The organism is Bifidobacterium cebidarum (assembly GCF_009193305.1).
Classification (GTDB): Bacteria; Actinomycetota; Actinomycetes; order Actinomycetales; family Bifidobacteriaceae; genus Bifidobacterium; species Bifidobacterium cebidarum.
In genome coordinates, this window is record NZ_WBVS01000001.1 from 485165 (window position 1) to 506356 (window position 21192).

Sequence of the window (21192 nt, forward strand, 5' to 3'; positions counted from 1 at the left end):
GTCGGTAGTAGTGTGTGTAACGAATAGTTTCCAAACAAGGAGATAAACAATGGCAGAAACCTTCAACGTTGTGGTCGAAATCCCGCGCGGCTCCAAGAACAAGTACGAAGTCGACCAGGAGACCGGTCGCGTGTTCCTGGACCGTGAGCTCTTCACCGCCATGGGCTACCCGGATGACTACGGCTACATCGAGGGCACCCTGGGCGAGGACGGCGATCCGCTGGACGCCCTCGTGATGGTCACCAACTCCGTGTTCCCGGGCTGCGTCATCGAGTGCCGCGCCGTTGGCCTGTACCACATGGAAGACGAAGAGGGCGGCGACGACAAGGTGCTGTGCGTGCCGGCCGATGTTCGCTACGACGGCGTCAAGGACGTCAAGGACGTCAACGAGTACCACCTCGCCGAGATCAAGCACTTCTTCGAGCAGTACAAGGCCCTGGAGCCCGGCAAGGAAGTCAAGCCCGGCGACTACTGGACCGGCGCTGACGTAGCCGAGAAGGAAATCAAGGAGGCACGCGAGCGCCTCGCCGCTTCTCAGAAGTGATTTCAGCTGGGCTGCAGCGTAATGCAGCATGACAAAAGGCTCCTTCGGGAGCCTTTTGTTGTATAGTGGTGTTTTGTCTTTTCAACTAGGCGTAGGCGGCGTGTGGGAGCGCTGGTCGAGGCCCATCGCGCGGCACAGCGGCGATGAACCTTCTGCATATTCATGATTGCAATCATCATTCAAACCTTGTTGATTTCCCTTTCCGTCTCCATGGATGCGTTCGCGGTATCCATTGGCAAAGGCCTCACCGTTCATAAAGTCCGCACCCTGGATGCCATCAAAACCGCCCTCTGGTTCGGCGGATTCCAGGCGCTTTTCCCGCTGCTCGGCTATTTCGCCGCATCCGCATTCAGTTCGTATGTCGCTGAATTCGATCATTGGATCATCTTCGGCCTGCTGGTATTCATCGGCGGCAATATGGTGCATGAGGCATTCGAGGAACCTGAGGAGAACGCCAAGGAAACCCCGCAATTCGACTGGAAGCACATGCTGCCTCTTGCCGTGGCCTGCAGCATCGACGCATTCGCTGTCGGTGTGAGCCTGGCGTTCATGAAAATCAACGTCATTTTCGCCGTCACCTGCATCGGCGTGGTCACCGGCCTCTTCTCCGCGGCGGGCCTGTATATCGGCCGGGCATTCGGATCCCGCTGGCAGCAGCCCTCGCAGATCGCAGGCGGCGTGGTGCTGATTCTCATCGGTCTGAAAGTGCTGCTCGAACATCTCGGCATCATCACTTTCTGACCGCATCACACGCCAAACCCTCACTATGTATGCGGCACAACCAACCAGTCGCATACATAGCGCCGGTTCAGCAACTCCAATCCTCACTATGTATGCGGGCCCATGGTCAGCGCGCATACATAGCGCCGGCATTCCACCGCGCAGCGTAGGATTGATGCAGAAATTGACGCGTCCGCACAAGAGGTTCACATGACCGAAATCACTCAGAAGAATTGGAAGCACAAGGCACTGAGCATGCTGTTGACTCAGCTGACTGCTTATGTGCTGCTGATTGCCGCTACGGCCATACCCACCCGCAGCATGTTTCCAGCGATTCCTCTGATCATCGCGGCGCTGGTCCTGGGCGAGTTCGTGCTGTTCTGGCCATTCCGCGGCTCTACGTTGGATCGTGCGGTCACCATTGCCTTTGGCGTGGTATCACTGATTTTCGTAGCAGTGCCATTCCCTTCCGACGAAATCCCCCCTGAGCAGATCTCCAAAAACGGAGACGCATATCCGTGGTATTCCTGGGCCGTTGCCGCCGGCCTGCTGCTCGTGGTACTCATCATCTTCTCGTTCGGCCGTCAAATGGCTCGCGAGAACCGCTCTCATCTCATCCGCGCGCTCTCCCATGCCGTGACCTCCGGCGTGGCCGCCATCGCCGTGGCCGGCTGGTGCTTCCTGCCGGCACTGGGCTCCATGCTGCTCAAAGGCACCACCGAGGGCACCATCACCGTTATCGTGCTGGTGATTCTGGCGCTGGCCCTCGCCGCCGCTTCCACATTGTGGGTGCGTGACGCCGATCCCGATCCGGCAATTCGCCATCCGTGGATTGGCACCGGTCTGCTGCCGGTAATGTTCATGGGCGTCACCATTGCCGCAGCGGTGCTGATTTTGTCCCGCCTGGGTCTGTGAGTTATGTCGCAGGCGGTGCACGTTCATATTCCGTGCATGTAACACCGATGTGTCCCATGCACGCGCGTACAATAAAGGGCAACGTGACGGCAGCGGTGTGAACGTTCGGCTCACGAATCACATGCAACGATTCGCACACATGCTGCGAGTCCATGAATGAGGGGGAATTAGCGTGACGGATCTTACGTTGATGACATTCGCCAGCGACCCCGCCACCGTGTTGCCATCCCTCGCCCTGCTCTCCCATCGCGTGCGCGTGCTGCCCATGGATGCGGCCAGCCTGGTCAAGATGCCGGAAAACACCATTCTGTTCCTTGACGCCCGCGATGATTTGGCCACGGCCAAAACCCTGTGCCGCCTGATTCACGCCTCCGGCCTTTCCACCCCGATCGTATTGGTATTGACCGAAGGCGGCTTCACCGTAGTGAACTCCCAATGGGGCATCGCCGACGTCGTGGTGACCACCGCCTCCCCCGCCGAGGTCGAAGGCCGACTCCGCTTGGTTTCCGAGCGTGGCAACGCTCCCGCAGCCTCCGCCACCGGATCGGCCGCCGAACCGACCACCACGGTGGAGGACGGCCAGATTCGTTCCGGCGACCTCATCGTGGACACCAACGGATACACTGCTTCCCTGCATGGTCGCCCGATCGACTTGGCTTATAAGGAATTCGAGCTGCTCAAATATCTGGTCCAGCATCCTGGCCGCGTGTTCACGCGCGCCCAGTTGCTGCAGGAGGTGTGGGGCTACGACTACTACGGCGGCACACGAACCGTGGATGTGCATATCCGTCGCCTGCGCGCCAAGCTCGGCGGCGAATACGAACATCTCATCGGCACGGTGCGCAACGTGGGCTACCGCTTCGACCCGCCTGAAAGCGACAAGGGCGACGCCGCCGCCCAGGAAGCCGCCAAAGCCAGCGCGCACAGCGCCGACGAAGCCGACGGCCTCGCGAACTGACCGCCGTTGAACGCCACTGAGTAAATCCTCCAATCCAGCATTCATAAGGCCGTTCGTATGCGCGAAAGTAAATCCGCTCGCATCGCTCGCATGCATCAGGAATACGATGTACTGTGCCAGGTGATTCCCGCACCGAAGTGCGCGCTGAACTTCACTTCCCCGCTGCAACTGCTTATTGCCACGGTGCTGAGCGCGCAAACCACGGATAAGCGTGTCAATACCGTCACACCTGAACTATTCGCCACCTATCCGACGGCGGCGGCATTGGCTGCAGCCAATCCAGCTCAGGTTGAGGAAATCATTCATCCACTCGGTTTTTATCGCTCGAAGACCCAGCATCTTATCGGCCTGGCCACAGCCTTGGACGAACGATTCGCCGGCGTTGTGCCCAGCACGATGGAAGAGCTGACTTCTCTACCCGGCGTGGGCCGCAAAACCGCGAACGTGGTGCTGGGCAACGCCTTCGATATCCCCGGCTTCCCCGTCGACACCCATGTGATGCGCGTGACCGGCCGCCTGCGCTGGCGGACGGATTGGCGCTCCGCACATCCCGACCCGGTCAAAATCGAAAAGGAAATCACCGCCTGCTTTCCTCCCGAGGAGTGGACCGATCTCAGTCACCGGCTGATCCTGTTCGGCCGCTCGACATGCCACGCCCGCAGACCCGACTGCGAGCACTGCCCGCTGGCCGAATCCTGCCCGAGTTTCGAGCCCACCGCCAAGCGGTAGTGCGGCATCGTTAGACTGATGGGCATGCGCAGCGAGCAACAGCGAAAGCAATATAACGGACTTATCAGCTGGGGAGTCTTTCTAGGGGTGGCGCTGGCGCTCAGCGCCCTGGTTTGGGCCGGCTGGTCAGTGCTCGTTCAGCATCGTTCGATTTCACTTTCCGCATTGATGCATGGCGCGCCGCAGTCATCGGTCACTGTCGGCATCGGCGATGTTCCGCAATCGCTGGATATCCGTTCGAACGGTTCCTCTGCCGCCGAGCGACTGCTCATCGACAATGTCTACGAAACCCTGATCACCGTGGATCAGCAGAATCAGCTCAAGTCTGGTCTCGCCACCAGCTGGAAAGTATCCGGCGATGCGCTGAAGTACACGTTCACCATTGCCTCAAACGTCACGTTCTCCAATAGGCATGCGCTGGACTCCGCGGATGTGGTGTGGTCGCTGCAGCAAGCGGTCACCCAGAAGTACGCCGGCGTGGATGCGCTCGGGGATATGCAGTCCATCACCAATCCGGATTCCACCACCGTGGTCATCGCTTTGACGAAGCCGAATCCCACGCTGCTGCGTGCGCTTTCCGGCAGATTGGGCATTGTGTATGACTCCGAAGCCGGCAATACGGATTACGCGAACAGTGCCGTAGGCTCCGGACCGTTCACCGTCGGCGCGTTCAATGCCGCGCAATCGCTCACACTGCAATACAACGGTTCGTACCATGGCACCAAAGCCAAGGTCGGGTCCATTGCCTTCAAGCAGTATTCCGATGAGAACGCGCTTGCCAAGGCCCTGGCCGACGGCGATGTGGACTTGGCCATGCCCGCCACCGCAACCGTGGCCGCCGCATCGAACAAGCAGCACGATCTCAAGGTGAGCGAGGGCGCCACCACAGACAAAGTACTGCTGGCATTCAATAACAGTACCGATTCGTTGATGTCGGACGAACAAATCAGAAAAGCCATGCGCCATCTCGTCGACGCGTCTTCGATCGCGTCTTCCCAGCCGGATTCCGCAGGCGCATTGGGCGGGCCAATCAGCCCGCTGGAGCCGGGATATGAGGATCTCACCGGGCTGTTCCCGTATGACTTGAATCAGGCCCAAACGATGTTGGGCTATTTCGCCCCGCAGTTCATTCCCTCGGTCGATATCGTGGTCACCGAACAGTATCGTCCGATAGCGGAGACCATAGCTCAGCAGATCGGCCAGGTATCGCTGCCGAAAGTCAATCTTGAGGTGGTTTCCGCCGAGGATTATGCCAAGCGTATTCAGGATGGTTCCTGGGAGCTCACCATCATGAGCATGAACGGCACCGACGACGCGGGCGCGTTCGCCGACCCTGGTTCCCTGTTCCATTACGACCATTCGGAGGCCGAACAGGCGTATGCCTCCGCGCGAGCAGCCACCAACGATCAGGACTATGCCGAACGGATGAAGGCCTATGCGAAGATCGTCAGCGAGGATGCGGCCAGCGATTGGCTGTATACGCGCAAATGCTTCACCGTGGCCAGCATCAAGGTGTCCGGCTACCCGACTTCGCTGATCGATACGCGCATGCCGCTGGGAGCATTGGATAAACAATAGCGCTTCCACCCGTTATTCCGCTGGCTATTCCTTGTCATGCAACATGCATAAACTTTGGCCTTATGACTGAAGGCAATTCCATCATCAACGCCAACCTCACCCCGCTGCCCGACAAGGTCGGTGTGGACGGTCTTGAGGACAAGTGGCGCGCCGTTTGGGATGAGAACGGCACCTACAAGTTCAACAACACTCGTGACCGCAAGGCCGTGTATTCCATCGATACCCCGCCGCCCACCGTCTCCGGCTCCCTGCACGTGGGTCATGTGTTCTCCTACACGCACACCGACGTGATCGCGCGTTACAAGCGTATGCGCGGCTTTGACGTGTTCTACCCGATGGGTTGGGATGATAACGGCCTGCCGACCGAACGCCGTGTGCAGAACTACTACGGCGTGCGCGTGGACGTCTCCCTGCCGTACGATCCGAACTTCAAGCCGCCGTACGAGGGCACCGACGGCAAGAAGATCCAGGCCAAGGACCAGGTGCCGATTTCCCGTAAGAACTTCATCGAGCTGTGCGAGAAGCTGACCGCCCAGGACGAGAAGCTGTTCGAGGCGCTGTGGCGTAAGCTGGGCCTTTCCATCGACTGGTCCCAGACCTACCACACCATCGGCGAGCACCCGCAGCGCGTGGCCCAGAAGGCCTTCCTGCGCAACCTCGCCCGCGGCGAGGCCTACCAGCAGGATGCCCCCGGCCTGTGGGACGTGACCTTCCAGACCGCAGTGGCCCAGGCCGAGCTGGAATCCCGCGAATACCCGGGCTTCTACCACAAGATTGCCTTCCGCTTCGAGGATGGCACCCCGATCTACATCGAGACCACCCGTCCGGAACTGCTGGCCGCCTGCACCTCGCTGATCGCCAACCCGGATGATGACCGTTACAAGAAGTACTTCGGCCAGGAGGTCTACTCCCCGCTGTTCAAGGTCAAGGTGCCGATTCTGGCTCACCCGGCCGCCGAAATGGACAAGGGTGCCGGCATCGCCATGTGCTGTACGTTCGGTGATGTGACCGATGTGCAGTGGTGGCGTGATCTGAAGCTGCCGACCCGTTCCATCATCCAGCGCAATGGCCGCATCGTGATGGATACCCCGGATTGGATCACCGATCCGGCCGGCCGTGAGATCTTCGCCGAAACCGCCGGCAAGACCACGTTCTCCGCCCGCAAGATCATCGTCGACGAGCTGCGCGAATCCGGCGATATGGATGGCGAGCCGACGCCGACCAAGCGTATGACGAACTTCTACGAGAAGGGCGACAAGCCGCTCGAAATCGTCACCTCCCGCCAGTGGTACCTGAAGAACGGCGGCACCGATCCAGCTTTGAACGCACAGCTCATCGAGCGCGGCAAGGAGCTGAACTTCCACCCGGACTTCATGCGCGTGCGTTATGAGAACTGGGTGCACGGCCTGAACGGCGACTGGCTGATCTCCCGCCAGCGCTTCTTCGGTGTGCCGTTCCCGCTGTGGTACCCGGTGAAGGCCGACGGTTCCGCCGATTACGATCACCCGCTGACCCCGTCCGAGGACCGTCTGCCGATCGATCCGACCATCGACGTGCCGGAAGGCTACGACGAGTCCCAGCGCGATGTGCCCGGTGGCTTCACCGCCGAGAAGGACATCATGGACACCTGGGCCACCTCTTCGCTCACCCCGCAGATCGTGACCCACTGGGCCGAGCCGGATGAGGCCTCCCAGGCGCTGTTCAAGGCCACCTTCCCGATGGATCTGCGCCCGCAGGGCCAGGACATCATCCGCACCTGGCTGTTCTCCACCGTGGACCGCGCCCATCTCGAGAACAAGTGCCTGCCGTGGGCTCATGCCACGCTGTCCGGCTGGATCCTCGATCCGGACCACAAGAAGATGTCGAAGTCCAAGGGCAACGTCGTGGTGCCGAACGAGCCGATCGAGAAGTTCGGCGCCGATGCCGTGCGCTACTGGGCCGCCGCCGCCCGTCTGGGCCTCGACGCCACCTACGACGTCGGCCAGATGAAGATCGGCCGTCGCCTGGCCATCAAGCTGCTGAACGCCACCAAGTTCGCGCTGGCCATCGGCCGCGAGGACGAGAACCATCACGTGGGCGATGCCGCTGTGGCTGCCTGGAACCCAGCAGACGTGACCGAGCCGCTGGACCGCGCCGCCATGGCCAAGCTGGCCCTGGTGGTCCGTCAGGCCACCGATGCACTGGAGGCCTACGAGCATTCCAAGGCTCTGGAAGTCATCGAAAGCTACTTCTGGCAGTTCTGCGACGACTACATCGAGCTCGTGAAGAACCGCGCCTATGGCACTCCGGACGAGAAGGGCATTGCTCCTTCCGAGAAGGCTGTGCTCTCCGCCCGCACCGCTCTGGGCCTGGGCCTTGACGCCTTCGCTCGTCTGTTGGCCCCATACCTGCCGTACGCCACCGAAGAGGTGTGGAGCTGGATGCACGCCGGCTCCGGCTCCGTGCACCGCGCCGCATGGCCGACTCCGGAACCGTACGTTGAGGCTGCAACCGGTGCCTCCCCGGAGCTGCTGACCTGGGCCGGCAAGGCTGTGGAGCAGCTGCGCAAGATCAAGTCCGAGGCCAAGGTCTCCATGAAGACCCCGATCCTCTCCGTGGCGCTGACCGCCGCACAGGAGGGTGTGGACGCCATTCATGCCGCTCTGGGTGATATCGCCCAGGCCGGCCGCGTGGTGGGCAAGTTCGACCTGGTCGCCAAGCACGCGGAGGAATCCGCCGCTGAAGACGCTGCCGAAGGCGCTTCCGAGACCGAGGTGTCCGTGGCCTCCAGCGAGCTCGGCGAGCCTCCTGTTAAGAAGAAGTGATTCCACTCTTCTTAACAGGAGGCCTTCGCGGCTGCTTATAGTGCAGCCGCTCACCTCGCCTGCGGGAACCCCACTGGGCTTCCCGCTACACGGCTCGGCCTGTTAAGAAGAAGTGATTCATCTCAACTCTCTGTAGGGGAGCCATCAGCACTAGCTGACTGAGAGGTTCCAAGCCGCTGAACTGATGTGATGTCAGTTCAGCGGCTTATTTTTTCGAAATCATACCGTTCGACGGAACCGTTCCCACCTAATCGGCCGCTCTACTCTGCAGACTGACCAGTGCGAATGCGCAGATGACGCAGCTCCTGCTCAAGATTCATGATGCGTAATGCTTGCTCCCGGATGAGCGCGTCCCGTGGGTCGGCGTCGGCCGCAACGGGCGTGAAATCGCGATGCTCGCCCATGGTGGCGTCCACGATTTTGTTCAAGTTCGGATCGCTGCGCCAACGCGAGAAGCTGCGCTCTATGCGCTTGGAACCCACTAATGCGGGCGGCAAGCCAGCCTGTTTGAACATTTCCGTGGGAGATTCCCCAACACGGTCGCGACGCAGGCATTCCACTTTGAACTCCTGCTCATAGGTGATGCGGTTATGCGTTGCGTGCCTCACTGCCGGCAACGTATTCAGATACCGCACCTGTCCCTCATCAAACAATACTTTCCCGTGAGTCATACAACTTACTCCTAGAAAACCTCTGGCTCCCCTTTGTGAGAGGAACTGTCAGCTGGAAGCCTGGCCGAAAGAAGGTAGTAATTAGATATGAAAAGGAGGCTCGCGGTGTTTGCCACGAGCCTCCTGATTAGCTAGTTGGAAGCGAACTGGAACCCAACTCGCTTTCAGCGGTCAGCTCAGGCCTGGAGGGCCTTGCTGGTGCGGCGGCTCTTGGCGAACACCGTGGCGGCTGCACCCGCGAGGAGCACAGCAATCACAGTGAACAGCGCAGTGCCCGCGGCACCGGTCAACGGCAGCTCGGTCAGGTTCTTCACGTTGAGAACCTTCTGGTACGTTACGCCGTTGTCCTTGACGGTGTCGTTCGCCTTGACCAGGCCGAGACCGCTGTTATCGGCGAAGGAGGCATCACCGTTCTCATCGATGGTGACGGTGAACTTCGCACGCACCTGGGCGTAGCCGGTCGGGATGCCATACTCGTACACGGTGTACTTACCGGGGCCGAAGCCCTTCAGGGTGAAGTAGCCCGAAGCGTCGGAGGCCAGCTCTTCCTTGATGTTCGCGGCGGAGGCAGTGGCCTTCGTCCATACACCGTTGGAGCCGGTGAACTTCAGCGCGGTGGCCTTGTTCGGATCAGCGTTGGCGCCCTCGTACACCTTGAAGCTGGCGTTGTTGATGCCGTTGCCTTCCTTGTCGACCTTCTTGAAGTTGAAGTCGTAGGTGTAGACGACCGGATCATACGGCGGGGTAGTGTCGTGCTTGCTGTCGTCGTACGGGTTATTGGAGTACTCGAGCTTCACGTCGTTCGGGTTGCCGTTGTTGCGGATCACGGCGTCGTCGTTAAGCAGCGCGTGGTATTCGACGGTGATGGAATCGCCGATGGTCGGCTTGGTGTTGACGAAGTCAGTGAAGTCAATCTCAACGACCTGCTTGCCTGTAGCGGCGTCACGGTCCTTCACAGTTACGGTGTAGTCCTTGTTCTCCGTGAGGATCTTCGTACCGATCTTCACGACGGGCTTGTCATCAGTCTCATTAATGAAGGTCAAACCCTTGGACAAGGTATCAATCATCTTGTACGTGTAGGTGGTGTAGCCCGTGTAGTTCGGCACGTTGCCCTTGAGTCGATAGGGGACCTTATCGCCCACAGAAACCTTGTCGGTATCGGTCTCCTGACCGTCTTTCACGATCACCTTGCCGATGGTGGGCAACGTGTTCTTCATGTCAACTACACCATCGGACAGGACCGTCTGGGTTGTATCCTCGGTGGTGGTCCACGGGGTGCCCACGACGATGGCCAGTGAACGGGTGGAGCCCTTGACCGTCGTGGTGGAATCCACGGCAGCGTCATCCACGATCAGATACAGGCCCACGTCAGGCAGGGTGATGGTCTTCTGCTTGTCGTTGCCCTGCACGTCCTGAAGAGTCACGGCCTCCAAGCCAGCGACAACCGTGGGGTCCTTGGCCAGGTAATCCGCGAATAGACGGGTCTTGCCCGTGTACTTCGAGGCGCTGTTACCGGACTGGTCCAGGGTGCCGGGCGTCTCCAAAGCCCACTGCAGCGGATCCTTGCCGTCCGGCACGGTCGCGCCAGCGTCCTTCAAAGCGGCGGTCACTTCGCTCTTGTACGCATCCACGGTCTTCACGCCGGCGACACCGTTGTCAACGCTGTAAGCTGCAATCTTCACGGCCTTGAACGTATGACCCGTGAACTGGGCCGCGTCCTCGGCGTTCAACGTGATGGTCTTGGTCGTCGGCATTACCGCCGCCGCATTGGCGGTGGTGACGCCCAGGGCCAGGCCGCTGATGCCGACCGCGAAGGCGGCAAGGGCGGCGAACCCCTTCTTCAACAATGAACCCTTCATCAGAGATCATTCCTTTCTCCGCCCCCTTGGCCGGCTTCCTACACCGGTAGACTGGAGGCTGATTGTGGTTAATACCAACTGCAATCACCCCGGGCGACGGCGTCGAATCATTGGCGTGAACCACGCCGACGCCCGGTCCTCATGCGCCCCGCCGCAAAGCACACCTCTTGCAGCGGGAAGTCCTAAATTGCTATTCGGTTATGAAACCCTTGCGCTTGCGCCACTCGTGCCAGATGGCACCGGCAGCAACGATGAGCAACGCCAGTCCGCCGCCAATGGCAAGCAATCCACGCGCGGTTCCGATACCACCTGTCAGAGGCAATGTGGATATGGATTTCGCGTTCGTCACGGGCTTGCCGCCATTCACGGTCGCCTCGCCGCCAGGGGTGATGGTGACGGTGAACGTGCGCCGGCTTACGTCGGAGGGTAGGACGTAACCGGCCGGTGGATTCGTCTCGGTCAACTCATACGTGCCTGGAGCGAGATTCTCCACCTTAAACTTGCCGGCATCTTTATCCGAGTCATTCTTGCCGGCAATCTCCGTCGTGCTGCCATCAGGCGTGTAGCGATCGGACACCGTGCACCCAGATTCTTTGGAGCAATCGGACACCGTGCCGGACACCTGCTGTGAGACTTCACCAGCCTTCGGCTTGAGAGTCCACTGGGAGCCGCCAATCGGCTTCGATGTGTTCGCATCGACCTTCGACCATTTCAGCAAGCCCGGCTCCGGCAAGTTCGTCACCGTGCCGTCAAAGTTCAGATTGTTCCAAACCACCTTCAACTCGTTCGAGCACGACCACGTAATCGAGAAGTTCACCACCGCACTACCTGCGTAATGGTCCGGGGCCTTCGTCTCCTTGAGACTGAACTGGGTTACACCTGCCTGCTGGCCCAGATGGGTCATACAGTTCGAGGGCTGTGTCAGACCAGCATCCTTGAGCTCGTTGAGTGTGAACGACGTCTTGAAGGCACCCGGAGCGTCATCCTCATCGTTCTCGCCTTGGACCAGCTGGTTGTCATCCGTTGTATACCGGTCCTTTACGGTCTTGAGCGTATTGCCCTTGCCGTCCGAACCCTTGATGATATCCCACTCAGAACCGGGCAGCTTCTTGGACTTGTCGTTCGCGTCGACCTTCGTCCACGTGATATCAATGCCTATCGGCTTGTTGCCGATAGAATCCTTCGACGTACCGTCCACCAACACCTTGGCGGGGTTGTCCACCGTGGTCGTATCGTCGATTGTGAACTTGTATGTGACCGGGTTGCCGTTCTCGTACTTTGTGATCTCGTACCCATCCGGGGCCTTCGTCTCCACAAGATCGTAATGACCGGACGGCAAGTTGTTCACCTGAATCACACCCGGATCACTATTCGCGTCGTACTGGGCCTCGTTGCGCAAATCATCCTTCGAGACCTTATCGACGATCTTGCGTTTGAACGGACTTCCACCATCCGCCTTAAGACAATCGCCATATGCACAGGTGAGCTGCCACTCCGAACCGGACAACGGGTCGCCTGAAGTATTCTCGGCATCGATCTTCCGCCACTTCACCGAACCCGCATACGCCGTATTCGACACCGTACCGCCTGCGCCAACACCGTTACCGGACAACGTGACGATTCCACCCGTCTTGGGTACCGTGAACGTGTACGTCGCAGTCGACGACTGGTAGCCGTTCGGAGCCTTCGTCTCTTCAAGTGTGTATGTCGCACCGACATCCAAACCGGTCACCTGCAGAGCGCCAGGCACACTGTTCATGTCCTTCAATTTCTTCGGGTTGGCGGAATCGTCAGCATCGCCGTTATCCGCCACGACGCCCACAACGGCCCCATCGCTCTTCTTGATGGTCCACTCGGAACCAGGCAGCTTCGTGGAATCGGCGGAGTCGACCTTCGACCACTCCACACCGCCGCTGGTCGGGTACGAGGTTTGTGCGTTGCCGCGCCAGGGGAAGTTGTGACGTTCTATGGAGAAGCCAGTGCCGTATGCCTTGGCGAACGCCGCACTAACTGTCGATGCCATCCCTGTATATGCCTGAGACAGCCACAAGTCACCACCTACGAGAAGCTTGCCGTTCGTGGAGGTCCACACCTCCGTGCGACCGGCGTTCGCCGCCATGATGCTTCCAATCACACCGGCCTCCGCATCAGCACCTGTCACACCCGCTTTTTCATTTTCGGGAGTTTGGGAATGCTTCAAAGTGTCACCAGTTGGCTTCACAGCTGCCGTCTGGTTTGTCCATCCATCGAAGTTCGCGATCTTCAGCGTGTTGTTCGCGCCCACACTGGAGAAGTTCCACATGACGGAGCTCGCCGCCGTCGTCAACAGCTTTTGCTGTTCTTCCGTACCGCGATACTCATGCGCTATCTCCTGGCCGTTCCACTTGAACCGCCAACCCGTACGGAAGTTGATGTCGCCTTGGATGTCGTTGCCGGATGCGTCCTTGTTCACCACATTGACCAGCACGGAAGCCCCCTTCGGGATCTTCTCGAAGTCAAAGCTGACACCGGTCCACCCATGCTCCTGATACGCCTTTTCGACATCGGCGTAATTCAGAGTGAACACCTGCAGCGTATGGTCCGCGTCGCCGTCTCCGGTGAACGTGACCAATCCCTCGCCACCCTTGACATTGGGGTCGTCGCTCGCCGCACGCACGGAAATTTTCGTATACCGCAACCAGGTGGCCGGCTGACCATTAAACAACGAGTCCCAGTATTTGCCGTTGCCGGATTCGTTCAATTGCGCCGTCTGGTTGCCATTTTGAGCGGTCGCCTGAGCATTCTCCGTCCCATTGCCGGTAACGTCTTTCACCTCAATGGCGCCATCCAACGCAGAATCGTTACCTTTGAGCCAGAACTGATACGCCTGTTTGTACGGAGCAATGGACGTATCGCCGAAGTTCACATTGGCGTACACCACACCCTCATGAGGGGTCGTCGAATCAAACGAATCCGACATGCCTTTCAACGTGGACGTATAGTTACTGTAGTCCACGAGCGCACCATTTTGATCCGTGACCTTGCTCAAGGCAACGCTCTTACCCAGATTGTCATTGACGCCGTAACCGTTATTGAGGGCAAGCGACCGTAGGAATTTTTTGAGTTCGCTATGGGGATTCTTTTCGTCCAACTCGCCATATAGCGACTGATTACTTCCACCAATTTTCGCGTTGTCGTTTTCATCGGTGGAATTCAGGAAGAAACGCTGGTTATAGTCATATTTATACTCATCTGCGTTAAAGGCACCTACATCACCACCCACAGCCAAAACGGTGCCTTTCGCGGGAAAGCCAGCGCCCCATGCCTTACCACCCAGGCTCATCCAACGGCCCAAGTTGCCCATGACATTACCCTGAACGACGGTACGCCCTTCAAGCTCGACCGTCATGCCCGGACGACCAGGATATCCGGATTTAGAGTAAGAGTTTGTGGGCATGCCCGTACCATTCAACTTGAAATCAGAGTGATTATATGTATTCGGAGCTGGCACGCCCACCCATAAATCGCCACCCACATACGTGGCCACATTGGAATCCGTCAAACCCGTCTGGTCCCATGAGCAGCCATCCGCAAAACATGATTCGGAATCCGTAGACTTGACCGTCGCGCCACCATTGGCATCATTGGATTCTCCGTATGCCACAGCCGCACACGACACCATCGTCGCAACAGCCACCAAGGCTCCGGCAACCCTAGAAAACAGCTTGGAGGCTACCCCCCCCCACGAGTTTTCCACTCTTTCGCATAGCGTCCTCCTCAATCTCTCAAACAGTACGCTGACAGAGCCGCTCACAACCCTTGCAACCCTATCGGCACTCTGCTTGGCAGTTTAGGACAACGCCCCGTTAATTACTACAGATACCCCCGTTGTCAAGATCAAGGGGTGCTATTGAGTCCAATATATGATACGTAATGTGCTCACTTCGTCGCAGAGAACGAGATACAGGCCCCAGCAACGGATGCTTTCCCACACTCCCTCACAAATACCCGCATACATTTTTGGACCCTAATATGTGGGAGCCACACACATTTTGGCGGGGGTAATTGAGGCAGTCACGGCTAGCGAACCTGCCATTGTGGGCAATCAACGGGCTGCAGCCATATCTGAACCGGCGCTCCGACGATTGGGCGCATACGAAATAATCGTATTCACACGGTGGGGATGACCAGAAGATAGGCGGGGGCCTGGGTCGATGGCGACTGCTGCAGAGCCGCAGCTGGGCCTAGCTGAAGTACCGCCTGGGCGATGAGCTGCCCCGCGTCACCGATCTCCACCGTCTCGGCAATCAGCGTGCTCATATCATGGGTCAGCAATGTGCCGCCGGTACCGTTTTGGCTGAAACCGAAGAGAATCGGAGCCGCGTCCGCCGTATCCTTCTCCTTAGCCTGCGTTGCCGCGGAACCATCCTCTGCATTCGCGTCGGTGGAGTTTTCAGAACTTTCAGCGCCTGCGCCGGCAGAGCTGTTCGTTTTGCCGCCACCGAGCGCGGAAGTCAAACCACTGGCATAGCTCATCACATCGCTGGCGGACATCGACATCGTGTCATCCACCAATGAAGCATTGGAATCCTGGGATTGCTGCTGCCTAGCGGCTTGTGCTTGCCTACGTGCGGTGGCGGCCTTGCGCCTGGCTTGAGCCGCCTTGGTTTTCCCATAGAACGATTGGGATTGCATGTCCGCCAAACCTTGGGAAAGCAAGCGCACAGCGGAATCGGACGCAGTATCCTGTGTTGTCTCCGCAGGCGTGCTTCCGCCCTCGAACTGATCAGAGAATCGCAGCAGAATCTGCTTCAGTGCCTGAGCCTTGCCCGTGTGCTCACATGCGGTGGCGAGCGCAGCCATTGCGGCATCCACTTTGGTCTGCGAATCCTTAAGCTCATCGCTGCTGTTGGTCTCGTCGATGGCCTGCCGCGCATAAGCCACGGCATTCGCGGAGGACCCGCCGGTCAGCGCACTGAGCCTGGCCGTGTACACATCCGTGTACTTCATCGAATAGGGAATCATCGCGGCGGAAAGCTGGCTCTGGCCCACCGAATACTGTTTGGAACCCTTGGTGGCCTCCTCGGCGGCCTCCTTGGTCAGGTCATCGACCAGACCCGTGGTGCCCTGCTGTTGGATGCGACGAATCACCTCATCCAACGCGTCCACGGCACCGTCATGCATATGCGCGGCGCTGACATTGTTCACCGCGTCGGCCAGATCGAGCACCGCCTGGGCAAGCGGCGTATCGCCGGACAGCTCACCAGCAGTGCCCACCAGCGCGGGCAGCTGCGTGGAGGTGCCGATGGAACCGGAGAGATGCGTGGTGTACGAGCCCACATACGCGGCCATGTAGTTCTGGAACGTTTGCTTGTGCGCGGCTGCACGTTCAGAGGTCACCGTTTGCGCCAGTTGTTGCTCGTTGGCGCGCAAGGCCTTGAGCTGGTCGACCAACTGCTGGTGCTCGCCGGAACCAGCGTCGGTCAGCGAATCGACCAAAGTGGATGCGGTGGATGTCAACCGAGTGACATCGCCATCGGCATCAGCCGGTAATGCCGCCAGCGCGATGGAACTCATCGTGAAATGCTTGGCATTCATGTAACAGCTGAATTCCAGGGATGAACCGGGCTGACCACCAATCGCCGCAACCAGCGTATTGGAGCCTTGCGCGCTGACGGATACGTTGCTGTCTGCGGAAACATCGCCGGCGACTTGGGCCGGAATGGTGAACGCCGCAACAGGCACGGTGCGGTTCGCGCTTTTTCCAGCATCTCCATGCGCCGGCCGAACCGTGACGTGCACGCCCACGAGTCCGGATGCGTTGGCGATCTTAGCGGCGGAAACGTTAGGACCATCCAACGAATAACTGACGCTGATATTCCACGGCAATTGCGCGGCAGACGCGGGAACGCGCTGCACGGCGGCGGATGAACCCTGCGTGGAAGCCGTTGACACATACAGCCGTGTGGGCTCGCCCTTGGAATCGGCCACCGCATACACATCGGCAGCCGCATTCAGCACGGCAGCATAATCGGGCTCTTCAGGCCGGGAAAGCCACGCACCGCCTGCGGAACCCGCCACGCACAAGGCGCAGCTGAGCACTGCAGCGGTGAGCTTCATATCCGTATTCCAATTCTTTCGCGTGAACCATCATGCGCCATTAATCAGGCCGCATACCAATCTAGCCGACATCATCGCATCACCATATAGGCAATCCGTTTGCGAATAACCAGTAAATAATAGGAGCCTGCGGCCAAACCCTTCCGCATGGAAGTTGCCGCAACGGAATTTCGCAATGCGACCGGCAATCAGCGAGCCGACGCCTGTCTAAGCGAACACATCCAGAACGCCCGGATCGCCACCGGCATCGGCGATGCGCTGATGACGCTTCTTGGCCTCGGTCACCACGAATTCACGATATTTTTCGGCGATTTCCGGATCCAAGCCGGCATCGATGGCAATGCGGTGAAGACGCTCGATCTGGTAATCCTCGCGCTTCATATCCTCGGGAGCGAACCCGGCATTGGCTTTGAGCACGCCCACCTGTGAGGTGGTCTTGAACCGCTCGGCAAGCAGGGAGATCACCGCGGAATCGATATTGTCAATGGATTGACGAAGCGCCTTGATACGCGCCACCGCCTGCGCGGTTTCCGGATGGGCCGCCGCCTGGGCGGAATCGATGGTCGTTCGCTGCCAGTCACTGCTCGTTTCGCTCATAGTCCCGAGGATACTCCCCCGAAGCGCCATTCTCCATGGTCCGCCAATGTCAAATCGAAACTATCTGCTTTGCAAGGGGTACATTGAACACAGTGAAAACATCTATCTGCTTTGCAAGGGGCACCCTGTGAGATTTAACCGCCCACGCGTACCAGCATTTCGCCAATGTATGGCCCTTGATACTCGGATAGGTACCCCCTTGCAAAGCAGATAGGCTTCTGCAAACGTGCAAATGTACCCCTTACAAAGCAGATACCACAGATTTCATGTCCAAACGAATCGCACTTCTCCTCAGCAATCACTCATAATCCCCGCGAGGGCCGATGGCGAGAGCGTCATCGTGCGTACGGCCATCATGAATCGCGGCATTGATTGTCTGTATTTCCGCCGAATCATAGTCGTAAGCCTTACCATCCAGCGCATTCACCGGAATCACCCAGCCACCGTGCACCATGTAAAGCCGGTCAGCTTCACGCAGTTCGGCAATTGGCAACTTCTTATAGTGCGCATGCTGCCCTTCCTGCAAGGCCCATGCGAACAGCTCGCGCTGCGAAGTGCCGTGAAGGATGCCGATACGCGGATCAGGAGTGATCAGCCTATCTCCATAGCGTGCCACAATCGAGGAATTCGGGCATTCCAATGTGTATCCGTCTTCCGTATACAGCACCGCATCGCCGACGCCACGGCGGGCGCATTCGCGATGCACGGCGCAGTTGAACGCATAGCTCAATGTTTTCGCCCCATTGAGCAGCCACGGTGCACGAGCGGTGATATCAGAAGGATATCCGCGGGTCATCGATGCCATCGAAATAGGGTCTGTCTCATGCAATGCGCCTTTGGCGTCAATAAACATGAACACCGTCGGCTGGTTATCGCCCGCGGCGGCGGCAGCTCTGCCTATGCCCGTTTCCTGGTCAAGTCCGCGCGACACGATAATACGCAGCAACGGACCAGGTTCCGGATCATCATAGGCGGCTATCAGCTGTTTGACGGCGCGCGTGAGCGCCGTGATGTTCGGCTTTGGCAAATCCATCAGTGCCGCGGAATGCGCCAACCTGCGCAGATGGTTCTCCAAAGAGACGGGGAAGCCCTTCCACACTGTTGTGGCTTCGAAAATGCCGTCACCGCGCAATACGCTCAAATCGAAGGCGTTAATGTTGGCGGACTCGGGATCAACCAGTGCAATGAGGTCACTATCCGGCACATTGCTGACATCCTCATTCCCGAACATCAATGCACCATTGACCATTCCCAATACGATTGAGCCCATCGTGGAACCTCTTTTCTGTGCCTGTATTTCCACCAGAACCGCTTCATTCCACGTTACGCAAAGGGGTGAATACCGAAGCCGGTATTCACCCCTCAACATCAAATCTGCGGCAATGCAGCTCGATCAGTTGCCGTTTACGGCATTGCCGTTTACGGCATTGCCGTTGTTGGCCTGCTGCACGATGGCGGCAAGGAAGTCGCGGTTGGTTGCGGTCTTCTTCAAGCGGGGCACCAGCGTCTGGTAGGCCTGCTCAGGCTCCATGCCGCCCAGCAGACGACGCAGACGGTAGATGATCGGCAGTTCCTTGGGCTCGGTGATGAGCTCCTCACGGCGGGTGCCGGAGGCGTTGATGTCGATGGCCGGGAACAGGCGCTTGTCCGCAAGCTCGCGGGACAGGCGCAGTTCCATGTTGCCGGTGCCCTTGAACTCTTCGAAGATCACCTCGTCCATCTTGGAGCCGGTTCCCACCAGAGCCGAGGAGATGATGGTCAGGGAGCCACCGTTTTCGATGTTGCGGGCGGCACCGAAGAACTTCTTCGGCGGGTAGAGCGCCTGGGCATCCACACCACCGGAGAGGATTCGGCCGGAAGCCGGAGCCGCGATGTTGTAGGCGCGGGCCAGTCGGGTCATGGAATCGAGCAGCACGACCACGTCCTGACCGAGCTCCACGAGGCGCTTGGCGCGTTCGATGGCGAGCTCGGCAACCGTGGTGTGGTCGGAAGCCGGGCGGTCGAAGGTGGAGGAGATGACCTCGCCCTGCACCGTGCGCTCCATGTCGGTGACCTCTTCCGGTCGCTCATCCACGAGCACCACCATCAGATGCACCTCAGGATTATTGGTGGTGATGGCGTTGGCGATGTTCTGCAGCGTGATGGTCTTGCCGGCCTTCGGCGGGGAGACGATCAGACCACGCTGGCCCTTGCCGATCGGGGCCACGATATCCATGATGCGGCCGGTGAGCTTGTTCGGCGTGGTCTCCTGCTTCAGACGCTCCTGCGGGTACAGCGGGGTCAGCTTGGAGAACTGCGGGCGGTTCAGCGATTCCTCGACGCTCTGGCCGTTGATGGAATCGATGGACTGCAGCGGTACGAACTTCTGGCGCTGGTTGCGGCGGTCGCCCTCGCGCGGGGCACGGATGGAACCATGCACGGCGTCGCCCTTCCTCAGGCCGTACTTCTTGACCTGGCCCATGGAGACGTAGACGTCGTTCGGGCCAGGCAGATAGCCGGAGGTGCGTACGAACGCATAGGAATCGAGCACGTCGATGATGCCGGCCACCGGGACCAGGTCTTCCTGCGGCTCTTCGCGGCGGCTGTCGTCATCGGTCACAGTGTCGCGATCGCGGCCGCGCATGCGGCGGCTACGGCGATCGTTGCGATCCTGCCGTTCGCCGCGATCCGCGCGCTCATTGCCACGTTCACCGCGTTCGGAGCGATCTCCACGGCTTCGATTGCGGCGGGTGAATTCACCGCGATCCTCGTCCTGCTCGTCTTCGTCGAGCGGCTCGTCATGCTTCTGCGTAGGCAACGTGGCGAGAATGTCATCGAGATCGCGCACGTTCTCCTCATCCTGCTCGGCACGACGACGGCGACGCGGCTGATTGTCTTCATCGTCGCGCACACGGCGAATCAGCGGTGCTTCCTCATCATCGTGACGGCGACGTCGTTCATTTTGCGCCGGAGCCGCACCGTCGAGGTCAAGGCTGGCCAGCAGGTCATCGGCTGCAGGCGCAGCTGCCGCTTCCGCATGCTTGCGCGGCTTGCGGCGGGCGCGAGGTTCGGCATCAATCTCGTTATCAATCTTCTTGCGGCGAGAATGACGACCGCCGGCATGTTCGGATTCGCCGGCAACCGGCTCGGGGAAATCAATCTTTGGCTCGGAAGCGGTCTGCTCCGCAGCAACAGGCTGCGCATCATTCGCAGGCTGTTCCGCCGGCTTTTGTTCATCGGAGGCGGCAGGTGCCGTATCGGTCACGGTGTTGGCAACTTTAGCGGTCTTGGGCACACGCACGGTGACGCCTGCGGGGGCTTCGCCACCGTTGCGTGCGGCCTGCAAAGTGGCAAGGAGCTCAGGCTTACGCATGGTCGAAGTGCCACGCAATCCCATCTGCTTGGCGAGTTCCTTGAGCTCAGGAAGCTTCATATCTTCTAGATTCTGGCTATTTGCCACTGGTTGCCCTTTCCATACCGAACAGGCGCATGCCTACTTACGGAGTTAAGAGTGATTTGCGGGTTCACCCGCTCATGAATGCTCGCTGCGTCTTAAGCGCCCTTGCGAACTTCGAATACTCTACAACGCATCACCGACCAACGCAAAACGGCCTACCGCACAATGCGATAGGCCGTTTGCAGGTAATGCGAAGTCGGCTTCAGCCAACATCTTTGCTACGCAGCAAGCTGCGCTTCCCTCCCTCAGTCAGCTGCCGCTGCCGGTTCCTTCATCAGAGGA

Annotated in this window: 14 protein-coding genes; 7 read left to right on the forward strand and 7 right to left on the reverse strand. The window is 59.2% G+C overall.

The features are described from left to right. Positions 1–49 precede the first annotated feature (49 nt). The 7 genes from F7D08_RS02160 (at position 50) to valS (ending at position 8248) form a co-directional block, all read left to right on the forward strand. A complete protein-coding gene (locus F7D08_RS02160) occupies positions 50–544 on the forward strand; it encodes an inorganic diphosphatase (RefSeq protein WP_100493365.1) in 495 nt (164 codons plus the stop codon). Between the two features lie 162 nt (positions 545–706). Then, positions 707–1285 carry a manganese efflux pump MntP gene (locus tag F7D08_RS02165; RefSeq protein WP_152209050.1) on the forward strand — a complete coding sequence of 193 codons (579 nt, stop codon included), beginning with the start codon at positions 707–709 and terminating at the stop codon, positions 1283–1285. Positions 1286–1474: 189 nt separating this feature from the next. Continuing rightward, complete coding sequence (locus F7D08_RS02170) at positions 1475–2179, forward strand: hypothetical protein (RefSeq protein ID WP_152209051.1); 705 nt, start codon at positions 1475–1477, stop codon at positions 2177–2179. Positions 2180–2369: 190 nt separating this feature from the next. Beyond that, entirely contained in the window at positions 2370–3137 is a 768-nt protein-coding gene (locus tag F7D08_RS02175; protein ID WP_193316157.1) for a winged helix-turn-helix transcriptional regulator, read from the forward strand. Between the two features lie 57 nt (positions 3138–3194). Next, the gene (gene nth, locus F7D08_RS02180) at positions 3195–3866 is read left to right on the forward strand and encodes an endonuclease III (protein WP_152209053.1); all 672 of its coding nucleotides are present in this window, start codon (positions 3195–3197) and stop codon (positions 3864–3866) included. 24 nt (positions 3867–3890) lie between these two features. Further along, complete coding sequence (locus F7D08_RS02185) at positions 3891–5444, forward strand: ABC transporter substrate-binding protein (RefSeq protein ID WP_152209054.1); 1554 nt, start codon at positions 3891–3893, stop codon at positions 5442–5444. Between the two features lie 62 nt (positions 5445–5506). Further along, a complete protein-coding gene (gene valS / locus F7D08_RS02190; RefSeq protein ID WP_152209055.1) occupies positions 5507–8248 on the forward strand; it encodes a valine--tRNA ligase in 2742 nt (913 codons plus the stop codon). Between the two features lie 260 nt (positions 8249–8508). On the opposite strand, the gene F7D08_RS02195 is transcribed toward valS, so the two are convergent. The 7 genes from F7D08_RS02195 to rho form a co-directional block, all read right to left on the reverse strand. Next, the gene (locus tag F7D08_RS02195) at positions 8509–8919 is read right to left on the reverse strand and encodes a transposase (protein WP_152209056.1); all 411 of its coding nucleotides are present in this window, start codon (positions 8917–8919) and stop codon (positions 8509–8511) included. Between the two features lie 176 nt (positions 8920–9095). Beyond that, positions 9096–10778, reverse strand: a complete 1683-nt coding sequence (locus F7D08_RS02200; protein WP_152209057.1) for a SpaH/EbpB family LPXTG-anchored major pilin — start codon at positions 10776–10778, stop codon at positions 9096–9098. 190 nt (positions 10779–10968) lie between these two features. Beyond that, complete coding sequence (locus tag F7D08_RS02205) at positions 10969–14166, reverse strand: SpaA isopeptide-forming pilin-related protein (RefSeq protein WP_152209058.1); 3198 nt, start codon at positions 14164–14166, stop codon at positions 10969–10971. A gap of 761 nt (positions 14167–14927) precedes the next feature. Beyond that, positions 14928–16877: a hypothetical protein gene (locus F7D08_RS02210; RefSeq protein WP_152209059.1), complete on the reverse strand. Its 1950-nt coding sequence runs from the start codon at positions 16875–16877 to the stop codon at positions 14928–14930. Between the two features lie 207 nt (positions 16878–17084). Then, positions 17085–17474, reverse strand: coding sequence for a chorismate mutase (locus F7D08_RS02215; RefSeq protein ID WP_152209060.1), 390 nt, complete (start codon positions 17472–17474; stop codon positions 17085–17087). Between the two features lie 298 nt (positions 17475–17772). Continuing rightward, a complete protein-coding gene (locus tag F7D08_RS02220) occupies positions 17773–18744 on the reverse strand; it encodes an aminodeoxychorismate lyase (protein WP_152209061.1) in 972 nt (323 codons plus the stop codon). A 123-nt stretch (positions 18745–18867) separates the two neighbouring features. Then, positions 18868–20913, reverse strand: coding sequence for a transcription termination factor Rho (rho, locus tag F7D08_RS02225; RefSeq protein ID WP_152209062.1), 2046 nt, complete (start codon positions 20911–20913; stop codon positions 18868–18870). Positions 20914–21192: the final 279 nt, after the last annotated feature.

Bases quoted from the DNA above. Each gene is read 5' to 3' on its own strand.
- F7D08_RS02160 (WP_100493365.1), top strand. From the start codon at position 50: ATGGCAGAAACCTTCAACGTTGTGGTCGAAATCCCGCGCGGCTCCAAG.
- F7D08_RS02165 (WP_152209050.1), top strand. From the start codon at position 707: ATGATTGCAATCATCATTCAAACCTTGTTGATTTCCCTTTCCGTCTCC.
- F7D08_RS02170 (WP_152209051.1), top strand. From the start codon at position 1,475: ATGACCGAAATCACTCAGAAGAATTGGAAGCACAAGGCACTGAGCATG.
- F7D08_RS02175 (WP_193316157.1), top strand. From the start codon at position 2,370: ATGACATTCGCCAGCGACCCCGCCACCGTGTTGCCATCCCTCGCCCTG.
- nth (WP_152209053.1), top strand. From the start codon at position 3,195: ATGCGCGAAAGTAAATCCGCTCGCATCGCTCGCATGCATCAGGAATAC.
- F7D08_RS02185 (WP_152209054.1), top strand. From the start codon at position 3,891: ATGCGCAGCGAGCAACAGCGAAAGCAATATAACGGACTTATCAGCTGG.
- valS (WP_152209055.1), top strand. From the start codon at position 5,507: ATGACTGAAGGCAATTCCATCATCAACGCCAACCTCACCCCGCTGCCC.
- F7D08_RS02195 (WP_152209056.1), bottom strand. From the start codon at position 8,919: ATGACTCACGGGAAAGTATTGTTTGATGAGGGACAGGTGCGGTATCTG.
- F7D08_RS02200 (WP_152209057.1), bottom strand. From the start codon at position 10,778: ATGAAGGGTTCATTGTTGAAGAAGGGGTTCGCCGCCCTTGCCGCCTTC.
- F7D08_RS02205 (WP_152209058.1), bottom strand. From the start codon at position 14,166: ATGACGGTCGAGCTTGAAGGGCGTACCGTCGTTCAGGGTAATGTCATG.
- F7D08_RS02210 (WP_152209059.1), bottom strand. From the start codon at position 16,877: ATGAAGCTCACCGCTGCAGTGCTCAGCTGCGCCTTGTGCGTGGCGGGT.
- F7D08_RS02215 (WP_152209060.1), bottom strand. From the start codon at position 17,474: ATGAGCGAAACGAGCAGTGACTGGCAGCGAACGACCATCGATTCCGCC.
- F7D08_RS02220 (WP_152209061.1), bottom strand. From the start codon at position 18,744: ATGGGCTCAATCGTATTGGGAATGGTCAATGGTGCATTGATGTTCGGG.